General features: G+C 68.2%; 16 protein-coding genes. 1 reads left to right on the forward strand and 15 read right to left on the reverse strand.

Features of this window, described 5'->3' with window-relative positions; translation table 11 throughout:
* Positions 1-22 precede the first annotated feature (22 nt).
* A complete protein-coding gene (locus tag MK181_00090; GenBank protein MCH2418199.1) occupies positions 23-955 on the forward strand; it encodes a TIGR03621 family F420-dependent LLM class oxidoreductase in 933 nt (310 codons plus the stop codon).
* Positions 956-992: 37 nt separating this feature from the next.
* Here MK181_00090 and MK181_00095 read toward each other — a convergent pair whose 3' ends face one another.
* From MK181_00095 to MK181_00165, 15 genes are all read right to left on the reverse strand, one after another.
* Entirely contained in the window at positions 993-1,814 is an 822-nt protein-coding gene (locus tag MK181_00095; protein MCH2418200.1) for a hypothetical protein, read from the reverse strand.
* Positions 1,815-1,891: 77 nt separating this feature from the next.
* A complete protein-coding gene (locus MK181_00100; protein MCH2418201.1) occupies positions 1,892-2,710 on the reverse strand; it encodes a thioesterase family protein in 819 nt (272 codons plus the stop codon).
* 7 nt (positions 2,711-2,717) lie between these two features.
* Complete coding sequence (locus MK181_00105; protein MCH2418202.1) at positions 2,718-3,314, reverse strand: TIGR03086 family metal-binding protein; 597 nt, start codon at positions 3,312-3,314, stop codon at positions 2,718-2,720.
* Positions 3,305-4,867 carry a glutamine-hydrolyzing GMP synthase gene (guaA, locus tag MK181_00110; protein MCH2418203.1) on the reverse strand — a complete coding sequence of 521 codons (1,563 nt, stop codon included), beginning with the start codon at positions 4,865-4,867 and terminating at the stop codon, positions 3,305-3,307. The genes MK181_00105 and guaA overlap by 10 nt, the downstream gene beginning before the upstream one ends.
* A gap of 18 nt (positions 4,868-4,885) precedes the next feature.
* On the reverse strand, positions 4,886-6,049 hold the full coding sequence (locus tag MK181_00115; protein MCH2418204.1) for a GuaB3 family IMP dehydrogenase-related protein: 1,164 nt from the start codon (positions 6,047-6,049) through the stop codon (positions 4,886-4,888).
* Between the two features lie 170 nt (positions 6,050-6,219).
* A complete protein-coding gene (locus MK181_00120) occupies positions 6,220-7,635 on the reverse strand; it encodes a pyridoxal-dependent decarboxylase (GenBank protein MCH2418205.1) in 1,416 nt (471 codons plus the stop codon).
* Complete coding sequence (locus MK181_00125) at positions 7,628-8,161, reverse strand: CoA pyrophosphatase (protein ID MCH2418206.1); 534 nt, start codon at positions 8,159-8,161, stop codon at positions 7,628-7,630. Before MK181_00125 ends, MK181_00120 begins: the two co-directional genes overlap by 8 nt.
* A 206-nt stretch (positions 8,162-8,367) precedes the next feature.
* On the reverse strand, positions 8,368-8,649 hold the full coding sequence (locus MK181_00130) for a hypothetical protein (GenBank protein MCH2418207.1): 282 nt from the start codon (positions 8,647-8,649) through the stop codon (positions 8,368-8,370).
* 113 nt (positions 8,650-8,762) lie between these two features.
* Positions 8,763-10,406: a chaperonin GroEL gene (groL, locus tag MK181_00135; GenBank protein ID MCH2418208.1), complete on the reverse strand. Its 1,644-nt coding sequence runs from the start codon at positions 10,404-10,406 to the stop codon at positions 8,763-8,765.
* A gap of 7 nt (positions 10,407-10,413) precedes the next feature.
* A complete protein-coding gene (gene groES, locus MK181_00140) occupies positions 10,414-10,704 on the reverse strand; it encodes a co-chaperone GroES (protein ID MCH2418209.1) in 291 nt (96 codons plus the stop codon).
* A gap of 154 nt (positions 10,705-10,858) precedes the next feature.
* Positions 10,859-11,890 (reverse strand): tRNA (adenosine(37)-N6)-threonylcarbamoyltransferase complex transferase subunit TsaD, encoded by a 1,032-nt coding sequence (gene tsaD, locus MK181_00145; protein MCH2418210.1) that lies wholly within the window; start codon positions 11,888-11,890, stop codon positions 10,859-10,861.
* Complete coding sequence (gene rimI / locus MK181_00150) at positions 11,883-12,434, reverse strand: ribosomal protein S18-alanine N-acetyltransferase (GenBank protein ID MCH2418211.1); 552 nt, start codon at positions 12,432-12,434, stop codon at positions 11,883-11,885. The genes tsaD and rimI overlap by 8 nt, the downstream gene beginning before the upstream one ends.
* Positions 12,431-13,132, reverse strand: coding sequence for a tRNA (adenosine(37)-N6)-threonylcarbamoyltransferase complex dimerization subunit type 1 TsaB (gene tsaB / locus MK181_00155; protein ID MCH2418212.1), 702 nt, complete (start codon positions 13,130-13,132; stop codon positions 12,431-12,433). The genes rimI and tsaB overlap by 4 nt, the downstream gene beginning before the upstream one ends.
* Positions 13,126-13,629, reverse strand: a complete 504-nt coding sequence (gene tsaE / locus MK181_00160) for a tRNA (adenosine(37)-N6)-threonylcarbamoyltransferase complex ATPase subunit type 1 TsaE (protein ID MCH2418213.1) — start codon at positions 13,627-13,629, stop codon at positions 13,126-13,128. The genes tsaB and tsaE overlap by 7 nt, the downstream gene beginning before the upstream one ends.
* Positions 13,626-14,192 carry a uracil-DNA glycosylase gene (locus MK181_00165; protein MCH2418214.1) on the reverse strand — a complete coding sequence of 189 codons (567 nt, stop codon included), beginning with the start codon at positions 14,190-14,192 and terminating at the stop codon, positions 13,626-13,628. The genes tsaE and MK181_00165 overlap by 4 nt, the downstream gene beginning before the upstream one ends.
* Between the last annotated feature and the right edge of the window lie 20 nt (positions 14,193-14,212).

Below are 14,212 nucleotides of genomic sequence, written 5' to 3' on the forward strand. Positions count from 1 at the left end.
GTGTGGCATAGGGTGGCCCGCCATGACCCGAACGTTTCGCTTCAGCGTCCAGGCCTCGGCTCCGCGGCCGGCCGCCGAGTGGCGGGAGATCGGCCGCCGGGCCGAGGATCTCGGCTACTCGGCCCTCTCGGTCTCGGACCATCTGGACGCCGAGATGGCGCCGCTGATCGCCCTGGCCGTCACCGCCGAGGCCACCCGCGACCTACGACTCACCACCTTGGTGCTGGGCAATGACTTCAGGCATCCGCTCTTTCTGGCTAAGCAGGCGGCGACGCTGGACCTGCTGTCCGACGGGCGCCTGGAGCTGGGCCTCGGGGCTGGCTGGAAGACCACCGACTATGACCAGTCGGGGATTCCTCTGGACCGGCCTGGGGTGCGCATCGCTCGGTTAGCCGAAGCGGTGAAGCTTCTGAAGCACTGCTTCGGAGAGGGCCCGTTTGACTTCGAGGGCGAGCACTACACCGTGCGGGGCTACGACGGGCAGCCCACCTGTATCCAGTCCCCCCACCCGCCGTTCCTGCTAGCTGGTGGCGGGCGGCGCATGCTGAGCCTTGCGGCCCGGGAGGCCGACATCGTCGGGCTGAACGCCAATATGGCGGCTGGGGTGATCGACCAGCGTGCCGGGGCCACGGCCACCGTTGAGGCCACCGACGAGAAGCTGGGCTGGATCCGCGAGGCGGCCGGCGACCGGTTGGACGACATCGAGCTCCAGACCCGGGTGCACATGGCCCAGATCACTGACGATCCGGTGGGCCTGGCCGAGCTCATGGCCCCCGCCCTGGGCCTAGACGCCGAGGCGGCCTTGGCCTCCCCGCACGTTCTGGTCGGTTCGACAGGGCAGTGCGTGGAAACCCTGCTGGCCTGGCGGGAACGTTGGGGCCTGACCTACATCGGCCTCAACGAGGACGCCATGGTGGAATTCGCCCCCGTGGTGGAGGCCCTGGCCGGGGTCTGAGCCCCACTGGCCCTGGCGGCACCGTGCCACCCACCGGCTACCAGAGCTCGTCGACGTAGCGGTCGGTTCCGACCTCGGTCCGGAGGAACGGCGCCGCGGAGGTGACCCGGCCTACCCCGGAGGCCTCCAGACGGGCCGCATAGTCCACGAACCGGTCCCAGCAGGCCTGGGGGGCCCCCTCCAGGAAGAACACCTGCATGGTGGCGTCTGGACCGGGGGGTGGTGAGCCGAGATCCATGGGGGCGTTGCTGGTCATTCCATCGCGGGGCACAGCCGTCCACTGGGCACACGAGGCCACCGGCCCGTCGGTGAACAGCGGCGGTAGGCCCTCGTTGTCCAGCCAGGCGTCAAGGTCGACGGGGTCCGCGCCCCCGGTCGGCTCCACGACCACTGAGACGATCCCTGCGTAGTGGTGGTCCAGCGCCAGGTCCACCGGTACCGGGTCCTTGTCCCGGTATCGGTTTGAACGGTGCCGGTACAGGACCGTGTGGGCGTGGCGACGCTCCTGGAATCCCCGGCCCGCCGTGTACAGCCTCACCACCTGGTCGGCCCCCCAAGCGAAGTGGTCGTCGTGGTGTCCGTCTTCCACCCAGTAGATAGCCACATAGGAACCCCGGTCGACCGGATCGCTGATCGAGTTTCCCTTAGCCGGGAACCGCAGGTCCTTGAGTTCCCGGGTCGCCACCCAGCGGCTCCCGGCAAAACACCACGGACCGGTCATGCAGCCGCCGTAGAAGTGGTCCCGCTCGTACCACCGGTTGTAGGCCACCTCGTGGCCCGGCTCGGGGTCGACCAGCGTGTAGAGCATGCTGCCGGCCCGGACCGGATGGCCGGGGTTCAGGTCGTCGGACGGTGCCACGGGGCCTCCTACGGGTGGTCGGACTTCCCCAGCGTGGAGCCGGCCCCGGTCCGGTGCAAACCGGCCGACCGGGCTGCTCAGCGGGGTTCGATGAGAATGGAGGCGGTGGCCCGGCCTACCCGACCACCCAGGTCGTAGAGGACGGCGTCGGACAGGCCGATGCCGTCCCCGTTGTTCTTGTGGAGGCCGCGGAGGCCGACCCAGTCGCCCACCGGGTCCCGGAAGGCGGAAACCGTCAGGTCGGCGTTGACGGTGATCCAGGCGTCCGGTTTGAGGTACTGGGCGGCCATGGACGCCATGTCGGCGATGGCGGCGAGGCGGACGAATGGGCTGGTCGGGTGGCCCTCGACCATCTCGTTGTGCAGGCGGAGCCACAGCAGGCCTGGGGCACCGCTCCGGTATGCCCCCTCCTGGCGCAGCTCAACGGCCCGGAGGAACGCGGGGACGCCGACACCGACCATCGATAATTCGACCGGTTCGTCGGGCATTGGGTGCGGGTCGTCCTCAGCGTGGGCCGTGCGGACCGGGTCCACTGGGTTCGGGGTATCGCCCACCCGCATCCGCAGCGTGGTCGACCGGGCCACCTCTACCTCGTCGGCGTAGAGCGACGCTCGGACTACCTGGATGCGTCGCCCGGCCCGCAGCACCTCGACCTCGGGCCGAATCGGGTCCAGCGGGACCCCTCGCATCAGGTCGACGGTGTGGCGGCAAGTGCGCATGGGTTCCGCGGTGGGCACCGATTCAGCCAGATGGGCCAGAACGCCGGAGACCGTTCCTCCGTGTTGGACCGACGGGTCCCACGGTCCGCCAGCCAAGGGCCCGGGAACCAGCAGGCCGTCGCGTTCGGTGAAGAACGGTTCGGTTTCGAAAAGCGGCGGGCTGATGGGTGCGCTCACCCGGGGATCATGCCGTCCGACCGAGCAGCGATAGGAGTCGGACGCCGGCTAACGCCCCTTCGGGGGGCAGGACCGGTGAGCCGAACAAGTCCGCCATGGCGTCAGATCCAGCCAACGGAAGCCAGAAGTCCAGGCACCGCTCGGCCAGCGACTCGGGCAGTTCGGCGTCGCAACCGCACGCCCGCGCCAGGTCCCAGCCGTGGGCCAGGTTCTCGGTGACCCGGAACCCGACGACCACCCCACCCGGTAGGTCACCCAGGGAGTGGGGATGGAGGGCGTCGAGCACGCCGTCGGCCGAGGCGGCGTTCAGAGCAGCTAGGGCCGTACCCCGCCAGGCGGCCATCGGATCCAATCCCAGGATGGAGGGGTCCACCTCGGTGTCCCACGACCCACCCTCCCGGAGCAACCGGGCGACCAGGGCCTCACCGGTGACTACGTGGGCGACGAGCGTTTGAACGTCCCAGTCGTCACACGGTGTAGGTCGGTCCCAGTCCGATCCGGTGACCGCAGACAGGCGCTCCCCGAAAAAGGCGCAGGCCGAGGAATAGGCGGCCAGGGTGTCAGAGTGCTCGCCGTCCGACAGGCCGGCGGCGTTTACTCCCACTCGATGGTGCCCGGAGGCTTCGAGGTGATGTCGTAGGCCACCCGGTTCACACCCTCCACCTCGTTGATGATCCTGCTGGACATCCGCTCCAGCAGGTCGTACGGGAGGCGGGCCCAGTCGGCGGTCATGGCGTCTTCGCTGGTGACGGCCCGGATGACAACCGGTCGGGCGTACGTGCGCTCATCGCCCATGACGCCCACTGATCGGATGTCGGGCAGCACGGCGAAGGCTTGCCAGATCTCTCTCTCCAGGCCAGCTGCCCTCAGTTCCTGACGCACGATCAGGTCGGCAGCCTGAAGAACAGCCACCGTGTAGGGCGTGACCTCGCCGATGATGCGGACTCCCAACCCGGGGCCGGGGAACGGTTGGCGCCAGACGATCTCGTCGGGCAGGCCCAACTCAGAACCCACGGCTCGCACCTCGTCCTTGAACAGGTTGCGGAGGGGTTCGACCAGATCGAACTCCATGTCCTCGGGCAGTCCCCCCACATTGTGGTGACTCTTGATCTTGGCCGCGTCCTTGGTGCCCGACTCGATTACGTCCGGATAAAGCGTTCCCTGGACTAGGAAGCGAGCATCGGTGATACCACCCGAGGCGTCCTCGAAGATCCGGATGAACAATTCGCCGATGGCCTTGCGCTTGTCCTCCGGATCGATGACCCCCGCCAACCGCTCGAAGAAGCGCTCGGCGGCCCGGACGTGGATCAGCTCAATACCCTGCGTCTTCTGGAAGGTCTCAACGACCTGCTCGCCCTCCCCAGCCCGCATCAGGCCGGTGTCCACGAAGACACAGGTCAGTTTGGAACCGATGGCCTTGTGCACCAGGGCGGCGGCTACCGCTGAGTCGACCCCGCCGGACAGCCCGCAGATGGCCCGGCCGTCGCCCACCTGCTCGCGGATGGCGGCCACCGCGGAGTCGATAACGGAGGTCATGGTCCAGTCGCCGGCGCACCCGCACACGTCGTGCACGAACCGGCCAAGAAGGTCCTGGCCGCACGGCGTGTGGTGCACCTCGGGGTGGAACTGGACGGCATACAGGCCGTCCTCCGAAGCCTCGAAGGCGGCTACCGGGGCCTCAGGCGATGACGCGGTCACCGTGGCGCCCGGTGGGGGCTCGGTGATCGCGTCAAAGTGGCTCATCCAGACCGGGTGGGCGCCCGCTCCCGCGTCAGCTAGCAGGCGGCCCGGCTCGGCCACCGTCAGGTCGGTGCGCCCGTACTCGCCCCGCTCGTTGGGCCCTACGGTCCCGCCCCTCTGGTGGGCGATGAGCTGGGCGCCGTAGCAGATGCCCAGGATGGGCACCCCGAGGTCGTACACACCAGGGTCGATCCGGGGGGCTCCGTCCACGTGCACCGAGGCCGGTCCGCCGGAGAAGATGATGCCGCTGGGCCGACGCTCGGCGAACTCAGCAGACGTGAGGTCACGGGGAACGATCTCGCTGTAGACGTTCGCCTCGCGTACCCGCCGGGCGATGAGCTGGGCGTACTGGGCCCCGAAGTCGACGACCAGAATGCGGTCGGTGGCGCGGGCGCTCCCACCCGTGGTGTCAGCCATTGGAGAGGTGCGGGGGGGCTAATGCCCCATCCCCACGCCCTGGGACTTCTGCAAAGACTTGCCCTCGGTCTGGAGAGCAGGCGCCACCATGACCTCGGCCTTCTGGAATTCCTTGACGTCCACGTAGCCGCAGGTGGCCATGGAGGTCCGGAGCCCGCCGAATAGGTTCAGCTTGCCGTCGTTCTCGTTGGCCGGACCGAGGAGGATTTCCTCCAGAGTGCCTCGGGTCGCCGTCTGGACCCGGGCGCCTCGGGGCAGCGTCGGGTGGAAGGTGGCCATACCCCAGTGGTAGCCCCGGCCGGGGGCCTCGGCGGCAGCGGCCAACGGCGAGCCGATCATCACGGCGTCGGCACCGCACACGATGGCTTTGGAAATATCGCCCCCAGTGGCCATGCCGCCGTCGGCGATGACGTGGCAGTACACACCGGTCTCATCCAGGTGGCGCATGCGGGCCGCCCGCACGTCGGCGATAGCCGTGGCCTGCGGCACACCTAGGCCCAGGACACCACGCGTGGTGCAAGCGTGGCCGGGACCCACCCCCACTAGGACACCGGCAGCACCAGTACGCATCAGGTGGAGGGCCGCCTTGTTGGTGGCACAGCCGCCCACGATGACCGGAATGTCCAGTTGGCGGATGAAGGTCTTGAGGTTGAGTGGTTCGACGACAGTCGACACGTGCTCGGCCGAGACCACAGTGCCCTGTATGACCAGCATGTCCAACTCACCGGCCAGGATGTCGTCCAGCAGGGCACTGGTGCGCTGCGGGGTGACCGAGGCGCAGGAGACCACGCCAGCGGCTTTGATCTCGCGGATTCGCTCGGTGACCAGGCCGGGGATGATGGGCTGCTGGTAGAGCTCCTGCATCCGCTTGGTGGCCTTCTCAACCGGCTGCTCAGCGATCTCGGCCAGAGTCGAGTCGGCATCCTCGTAGCGGGTCCAGAGACCCTCAAGGTTGAGTACCCCCACGCCACCCAGGCGACCGACCTCGATGGCGGTGGCCGGACTGACCACGCCGTCCATGGCCGATGCCATCAGAGGCAACTCGAAGCGGTAAGCGTCGATCTGCCAGCTGATGTCGACGTCCTCGGGGTCCCGGGTGCGCCGGCTGGGGACAATGGCGATGTCGTCGAATCCGTAGGCGCGTCGTCCGCTCTTGCCCAGCCCGATCTCGATCTCGGCCATGGTCACTCCCCGCCGACTGAAGCCGGCTCCGTCCGGTCGGGTCTCAGCGGTGGCCCCCGGAAAGGGTCGATTCTAGCCACGCGTGTCAAATCATCGCGGCGCGTCTGACCTGTGGTTTCGGGGTCCAAAAGGGAGCCACCCGAGGAGGAGGTCCAGGGTTTCGGTCGCGGTCAGGCCAGCTCGTCGAGAAGGTCAGCCAGGCGTTCCACATGGGCTGTCGTGGTCCACGTGCCACCTACGGCGACCCGCAGGACGTAGCGGTCGCTGAGGAGGGTGTGGGTGAGGAAGGCCTCACCAGTGGCGTTCACGGCTTCTAGGAGGCGCTTGGAGGCCTCGTCACCGTCCACGTGGCGGAAGCACACCAGGCCGAGGGAGGGAGGGGCGGCGTGCACAAGGCCCGGGTGGGCCGCCACCCGGTCAGCCAGTATCCCGGCGGCAGCCACGTGGGTCCGGATGTGGGCCTGGAGGCCTTCCACCCCGTAGGACCGCATCACGAACCAGAGCTTCAAGGCCCGGAACCGGCGCCCCAACGGGATCTGCCAGTCCCGGTAGTCGATGACCTGGCCCGATTCGCTGGCCTCGTTGCGTAGGTACTCGGGGACGATGGACAGGGCGCTGACCAGCGGCGCGGCATCGGCTACGTAGAAGGCGGAGCAGTCGAAGTTGGTGAGTAGCCACTTGTGTGGGTTGAAAAGGTAGCTGTCGACGCGGTCCAGCCCGTCTAGGAGGTGGCGGTGTTCTGGGCAGACAGTGGCTGAGCCGGCCCAGGCGGCATCCACGTGGACCCATGCCCCCACCTCGGCGGCCACTTCGGCAATTCGGGACACCGGGTCCACCGCCCCCGACGAGGTGGTGCCCACGGTGGCCACCACTAGGCAGGGCACCAGGCCGTTGGCCACATCAGTGGCCACCAGGGCGGCCAGGGCCTCGGCGTCCATGGCGTAGGTGTCGTCGACCGGCACGGCCCGCAGCTGGTCGCGGGCGAAGCCGGCCACCAGAACGTCCTTCTCTATCGAGGAGTGGGCCTGGACCGAGGTATAGACCCGCAGGTCAGGAAGGACAGCGGCACCACCACTGCGGTCTCGAGCGGCCACCACCGCGCACAACGAGGCCGACGAAGCCGTGTCCTGAATGACGCCACCGCCCGGGCCGTCGGACCGGAACCGGTCGGGTAGTCCACAGGCCTCGGCCAGCCAGTCCAGGACATGGGTCTCCAGCTCGGTGCAGGCCGGGCTGGTCGACCAGAGCATCCCGTTCGCGCCCAGGCCAGCCGACAGGAACTCTCCGAGCACGGCAGGGGGCGAGGAGTTAGCCGGGAAGAAGCCGTAGAACCCCGGGTGCTGCCACTGGGTGATCGCCGGGGCGATGAGGCGGTCCACGTCATCTAGCAGTGCCGTGTACGGCTCCCCCTCCAGCGGAGGTGACGCCGGCAACGAAGCCCGGACGTCGCCCGGAGCCACCGGAGGGACGATGGGCCGATCACCGATATCGGCCAGGAAGTCTGCGATCCAGTCGACGGTGGCCCGGCCAGCGGCCCTGAATGCCTCCGGGGTCATGTGGTCCGGTCCGGTCGGTAGTTCAGGCATCGTCGGCACGATAGCCACCGTGATGATCGGTCTCATCCTCAACACCCAGCGCCAGAGCCAGCAATTGGCGCAGCATGGCCGCTGTGGCCCCCCACACGGTGTCGCCCTCCAGTTCGAAGAACGTGATGGACCATGGCCCCTCGGCCCTCGGCCAGAGCTCCTCCCGGTAGACCTCATCACGTACCAACTCCGACAGGGCCACTATGCGCACCGCCTCTACTTCGTCGGGATTGGGTTCCAGCTCGGGGGACCCGCTGAGCACAGCCACGAACGGCTGGATAAGGCTCCCGCTTCCCACGGTCACGACGGGGTCCAGCCGCCCCAGAAGGCGGGGTAGCGACGGGTCCAGGTCGATCTCCTCCTTGGCCTCCCGGAGGGCGGTGGCCCACAGGTCAGCGTCGTCCGGATCGTGGCGACCACCGGGAAAGCTCACCTCGTGAGTGTGGGAGGCCAGCCGCGGCGACCGGCGGGTCAACACCACGTGCGGTCCGGTCCCCTCCGGATCATCGAACAGGGCCACCAGCACGCCGGCCTCCCACTCCCTCCCGGTGGGGGTTCCCCGAATACCGGTCGGCCGCCGGCCGTCAAATACCTCCTGCAGGCCGTCCAGGCTTAGGGTGCGGTCGTCTAGACCGGCCCACGGTGGTGGCGCTCCGAGCCTCCACCCTTCGGGTCGGGGGATCTCCTGCGGACCTCCCCGGCCTGGCAGAGGGCCGGGGGGCCGTGCCGCTGTCACCCGGAGGCCAGGTCGGCCAGAAGACGCTCCAGACCCCCATCCCGGAGCCCCTCAGCTACCTCCAGGGGGATGGTCCTACCGCGCTCCCATCCGTCCCACAGGACGACCAGCGGGGCGACCCGGTCGGCGTGCGGACCGTCGGCTGCCCCAGCCAGGACCTCGGGCATACGCCCCGTCTTGAGGTTGGCCAGCATTCGGCCGACCAACGTCTCGCCCCGGACCCACTCATCGAACTGACCAGCCAGCTTCACCGGGTCGGGAGCGGGGCGTTCGTCCATCACGTTGTCAACCTACCGGTCGCCTCCCACCTAGCCCGCTGTGGGAAGACGGGCCCAAAACACCGGAAGCCGGGCCTAAAGGCCCGGCTTCCGACAACGATCCGCGGGGATCGCTACATCATGCCGCCCATGCCGCCCATCGGGTCCATGCCGCCTCCCGGTGGCATGGCCGGCTCGGGCTCGGGCTTATCGGCCACCAGAGCCTCCGTGGTCAACAGCAGGGCTGCAATGGACGCTGCGTTCTGCAGTGCTGCACGGGTCACCTTGGCGGGATCAATGACACCGGCGTTAACCAAGTCTTCCAGCTCTCCGGTCATGGCATTGAGGCCAGTCGTCCCTGAGGCCGCCTCGACCTCGCGGACCATGACCGCGCCCTCAAGGCCGGCGTTGTCGGCGATGAGCCGGGTCGGGGCCTCCAAGGCGGCGTGGACGATGCGGGCTCCGGTCTCCTGATCGCCATCCAGACCACCGATAGCGTCAGACACAGCGGCACGCGACCGGAGCAGGGCGGTGCCACCACCGGCCACAACACCCTCCTCGATGGCGGCCCGCGTCGCTGAGAGGGCGTCCTCGATACGGTGCTTTTTCTCCTTCAGCTCCACCTCGGTAGCCGCGCCCACCTGAACGACGGCCACGCCGCCAGCCAGTTTGGCCAAACGTTCCTGGAGCTTCTCGCGGTCCCAGTCGGAGTCGGTCTCGTCGATCTCTCGCTTGATCTGAGAGATACGGCCCTCAACGTCGCTCGACTCGCCGGCACCTTCCACGATGGTGGTCTCGTCCTTGGTAACCACAACCTTGCGGGCCGTACCCATCAGGTCGAGGCCCACGCCATCCAACTTGAGGCCTACCTCCTCGGCGACAACCTGTCCACCGGTGAGGGTGGCCATGTCCTGGAGCATCGCCTTACGGCGCTCGCCGAAGCCCGGGGCCTTGACGGCCACCGAGTTAAACGTGCCCCGGATCTTGTTCACTACCAGGGTGGCCAGCGCCTCGCCCTCCACGTCCTCAGCGATGATCAGCAGCGGGCGGCCCGACTGCATGACCTTCTCCAGCACGGGGAGCATGTCCTGGACGGAGCTGATCTTGCCCTGGTTGTACAGGATGTACGGCTCGTCGAGGACCGCCTCCTGGCGCTCCGGATCGGTCACGAAGTACGGCGACAGGTAGCCCTTGTCGAACTGCATGCCTTCGACGAACTCGAGGTCCATGCCGAACGTGTTGGACTCCTCAACAGTCACTACGCCGTCCTTGCCCACCTTGTCGATGGCGTCGGCGATTATCTGGCCGATCGTGGGGTCGGCGGCCGAGATGGCAGCCACGTTGGCGATCTGCTCTTTGGAGTCGTCCACCTGTACCGCTTGGTCGGCGATGGAGTCAACGGCGGCCAAAACGGCGGCCTCGATGCCCTTCTTGAGGCCCATCGGGTTGGCACCGGCGGCCACGTTGCGTAGTCCCTCGCGAACCAGCGCCTGGGCAAGCACGGTGGCCGTGGTGGTGCCGTCTCCCGCGATGTCGTTGGTCTTGGTCGCCACCTCCTTCACCAGCTGGGCGCCCATGTTCTCGAAGCCGTCCTCCAGCTCGATCTCACGGGCGATGGACACGCCGTCATTGGTGATGGTGGGGGCACCAAACTTTTTGTCCAGGACCACGTTGCGGCCCTTGGGACCGAGTGTGACCTTGACGGCGTCGGCCAGCTTGTTCACGCCGGCCTCGAGGCCGCGGCGGGCCTCCTCATCAAACTTCAGGATCTTGGCCATCGGGCGACTACTTGAGGATGCCGAGCACGTCGCGGGCATTGAGGATCAAAAGGTCCTCGCCACCGACAGTGATCTCGGTCCCGCCGTACTTGCTGTACACGACGGTGTCACCCTCGGCGACGTCCATCGGCACAAGCTCACCGGTCTGCTCGGAGCGACGGCCTGGGCCGACAGCCAGGACGTCGCCCTGCTGGGGCTTCTCCTGGGCCGTGTCCGGGATGACCAGGCCGCTGGCCGTGGTCGACTCGGAGTCGCTGGGGCGGACCACGATGCGGTCCTCAAGAGGTTGAAGGTTCATCGAACGCTTCCCTTTCGACGATGGCACCGGGCCGTCCGGCCCCGGATGCCTGTTGGCAGTCTCATTGGACGAGTGCCAACGATAGGGGTGCCGCCCGCCCGGGCCAACGTCCACGACCCCGGTTTTCGCTCTATGTAACAGGCGGGGCTGCCGATCAGGACAGCAGTGGCAAGCTCTGGTTGGGGTCGGCCCCGGTGTCCAAGGGACTGGGTCCGTCGGACCGGAACCGCCACCAGCCGGCAGCGGCCACCATGGCCGCGTTGTCGGTGCACATCGACCGGGACGGCAGAAAGGCCCGTACGCCAGTCCCGGTGCACATGTCCAGGAACCGCTCCCGGAGGAGGGAATTGGCCGCCACCCCGCCACCTAGGCAGGCCCCCCTCGCCCCAGTGGCCTCCACGGCCCACCGGGCCTTAGTCACTAGAGCGTCAACCACCGCCTCTTGGAATGAGGCTGCCACGTCGGCCGTCGGGGAGTCGGGGTCGTGGCGGACGTGGTTCACCACGGCGGTCTTCAGGCCGCTGAACGAGAAGGCGTAGCGCCGGTCGTCGGGCAGTGTGTCCGGGTTCTCCTGGACCATGGACCGCGGATAGTCAAAGGCTGAGCCGTCGCCCCCGGCGGCCAGGGCGTCGATCGCCGGACCACCGGGGTAGCCCAAGCCCAGGTACCGGGCCACCTTGTCGAATGCCTCGCCTGCCGCGTCGTCCAGTGTGGAACCCAGGAGCCGGTACCGGCCGTGGTCCTCCATCAGCACCAGCATGGTGTGCCCGCCGGAGACCAGCAGAACGACCAGCGGGAGTTCCAGGTCAGGCTCCTCCAGGAACGAGGCGTACAGGTGAGCCTCCAGGTGGTTCACGGACACGAACGGCACCCCCCACACCAGCGACAGGGCCTTAGCGGCACTCACCCCAACCAGCAGCGAGCCGATCAGCCCCGGCCCCGTGGTGGCGGCCACCACCTCCACGTCGGGACCCTCCACCCCCGCGGTGGCCAACGCCTCGGCCAACACCGGCACCAGTTCCTGGACGTGAGCCCGCCCGGCGATCTCGGGGACCACGCCCCCGAACCGAGCGTGCTGTTCGACCTGGCTGGACACCACCGAGGACCGGACTACAGCTGCCCGCTCCACGACGGCTACTGCCGTCTCGTCGCATGACGTCTCGATGCCCAGGACGACATCACCCATCGGTCGGACCTCCCCCAGCCCGGTTGATCGCCTCGTCCACCCGGTTCGAGAAGGCCGGGTCGGCGATGTCGTGGGCCCACATCACGAGAGCGTCCTCCCGGCCCCCAACCGCCGAGTCGGTGTAGTACCCCTTTCGAATCCCCGCCGGAGCGAACCCGAACCGCTGGTACAGCCCGATGGCCGGCTCGTTGGACACTCGGACCTCTAGCGTCAGGGCAGACAGACCACGGACGAGGGCATCTCGGCACAAGGCGGCCATCAGGACGGTGCCGATCCCCGACCGCTTCCGGTCGGGGTCCACGGTCACTGAGATGACGTGCCCCTCGTCAACCACGACCAGTAGGGCGGCGTGGCCGACCAGCTGACCGTCCACCTCAGCCACTAGGTTGGTGCGGGTCGTCGGGTTGGCCAGTTGGCTGCGTAAGAACTTCGACGACCAGGTGTTCGGATGGACCCGGGCATCTAGGGCCAGCACGGCGTCAACGTCGCTGTCGACCAGCGGTCGGAGGTCCACGGGGACGCGAGACAGAGCCACGGCGGTCACGCCCCGCCCTCGCGAGTCGCCCAGTTGATCTGGGCGTCCGGCTGGCGCAGGTATATCGGCTCCAGCTCCCAGGGCTGGACGAACTCCTCCCGCATGGCCCGGGCATGGGCCAACTGCACGAGGGACCGGGCACTGGGATTAGCCAGGCCCTGCTCGGCCATCTCCATGGCCCGGAGCCCGGTGAACCGTTCGGCGTGGCGTAGGGCGCCATCACCCAGCAGAAGGGTCGGCTCGTCGAGGGCTTCCAACTCGGCCGAAAGCTCGTCCGGTGTGCCCACGTCGGCCTCTCGAATCCGCTGAATGCCACCGGGAACCCTGCGGAACAGGGCGGTGAACAGCTCACCTCGCCGGGCATCAAGGGCTGGCACGATGAGGCGCGTCGTCCAACGGGCCGGGAAGGCCATCAGGTCGAGGCTGGGTACCGGGATCATGGGCACTCCTAGGGCGTAGGCCAGAGCCACCGCCGTGGCGATGCCCACCCGCAACCCCGTGAACAGCCCCGGTCCGACGTCCACGGCCACCGCCCCGACCTCGGACAACTCGATTCCGGCCTGGCGGCGGACGAACTCGATCTGGGGGGCTAGGGCCTCAGCGTGGCGTCGACCCCGCCCGGAATGGGCCGAGGCCAGCACCCCCTCGTGGCCACCCACGGCGCATCCCACCTGGGCACCGGCGCTCTCGATCCCAAGGATCAGCACGGCCCACCTCCCACCCCAAGCCCCTGCAGGGCAACTTCGCGATCGGCCCACTCCGGGCCCGAGGTCCGAAACTCCAGAAGGCGATCGTCCGGTCCGTCGCCCAACCGGAAGCGAACCTCCAAGTAGCCCCCCGGCAGTACGGCGGCAATGGCGTCTCCCCATTCCACGAGGGTTACCGCCCGGTCGTCGACCAGCTCGGGTAGGCCGAGGTCGCGTACCTCCTCGATGCGGGCCAAGCGGTAGACGTCCAGATGGTGGACGGTCAGGTTGTCGCCCTCGTAGCGATTGGCCAGGGTGAAGGTGGGCGACGTGATGGGGGCCGTCACGCCCAGCGCCCGGCCCAGTCCCTGAGTGAAGGCCGTCTTGCCGGCACCCAGGTCGCCACACAGCACGATCAGGTCACCGGCCCGAACCAAGGCGGCCAGCCGGGCGGCCACGGTCTGGGTCTCGTCAGCCGACGCCGTGGGAACGGTGGCCACCGCCTGGCCGAGGGTCACCGGTCCCCCATAAGGACCTTGGCCCGGACTAGGTCGGCCCGCATCCGGGCCAGGACGTCCGCACCGCCCCGCAGGGCGGCCGCCGGGTGGAAGGTGGGAACCAGGTGGCGTTCCGGGTCACCGAAGCGGTAACTACGACCCCGGAGCTTCGTAATGCCTACATCGGTCTCTAGGAGGAGCTTTGACGAGAAGTTGCCCAAGGTCACGATGACCGTCGGGTCGACGAGCGCTAGCTGCTGCTCCAGGTAGGGGCGGCAGGCGGCGATCTCGTCCGGCCGCGGGTCCCGGTTCTCGGGTGGGCGGCACTTCACCACATTTGTGATGTAGCAGTCGGTCCGGTCGATACCCAACTCCTCGGCCAGCAGGCGGTCCAACAACTGGCCCGACCGACCAACGAAGGGCACCCCCTGCTCGTCCTCCCGGGCTCCCGGACCCTCACCCACGAACATCAGGTCCGCCGCGGACGAGCCGGCTCCAAACACCACGGTGGTCCGGCCGACGGCCAGGCCACAGGACGTACAGGTGGAAGCCTCTTCGGCGAGGACTTTGAGGGCGGTTGCCACCTCGGCAGGTTACCGACGAG

The organism is Acidimicrobiales bacterium (assembly GCA_022452035.1).
Lineage (GTDB): Bacteria > Actinomycetota > Acidimicrobiia > Acidimicrobiales > MedAcidi-G1 > UBA9410.

Bases quoted from the DNA above. Each gene is read 5' to 3' on its own strand.
- MK181_00090 (MCH2418199.1), top strand. From the start codon at position 23: ATGACCCGAACGTTTCGCTTCAGCGTCCAGGCCTCGGCTCCGCGGCCG.
- guaA (MCH2418203.1), bottom strand. From the start codon at position 4,867: ATGGCTGACACCACGGGTGGGAGCGCCCGCGCCACCGACCGCATTCTG.
- MK181_00115 (MCH2418204.1), bottom strand. From the start codon at position 6,049: ATGGCCGAGATCGAGATCGGGCTGGGCAAGAGCGGACGACGCGCCTAC.
- MK181_00120 (MCH2418205.1), bottom strand. From the start codon at position 7,635: ATGCCTGAACTACCGACCGGACCGGACCACATGACCCCGGAGGCATTC.
- MK181_00130 (MCH2418207.1), bottom strand. From the start codon at position 8,649: ATGGACGAACGCCCCGCTCCCGACCCGGTGAAGCTGGCTGGTCAGTTC.
- groL (MCH2418208.1), bottom strand. From the start codon at position 10,406: ATGGCCAAGATCCTGAAGTTTGATGAGGAGGCCCGCCGCGGCCTCGAG.
- groES (MCH2418209.1), bottom strand. From the start codon at position 10,704: ATGAACCTTCAACCTCTTGAGGACCGCATCGTGGTCCGCCCCAGCGAC.
- tsaD (MCH2418210.1), bottom strand. From the start codon at position 11,890: ATGGGTGATGTCGTCCTGGGCATCGAGACGTCATGCGACGAGACGGCA.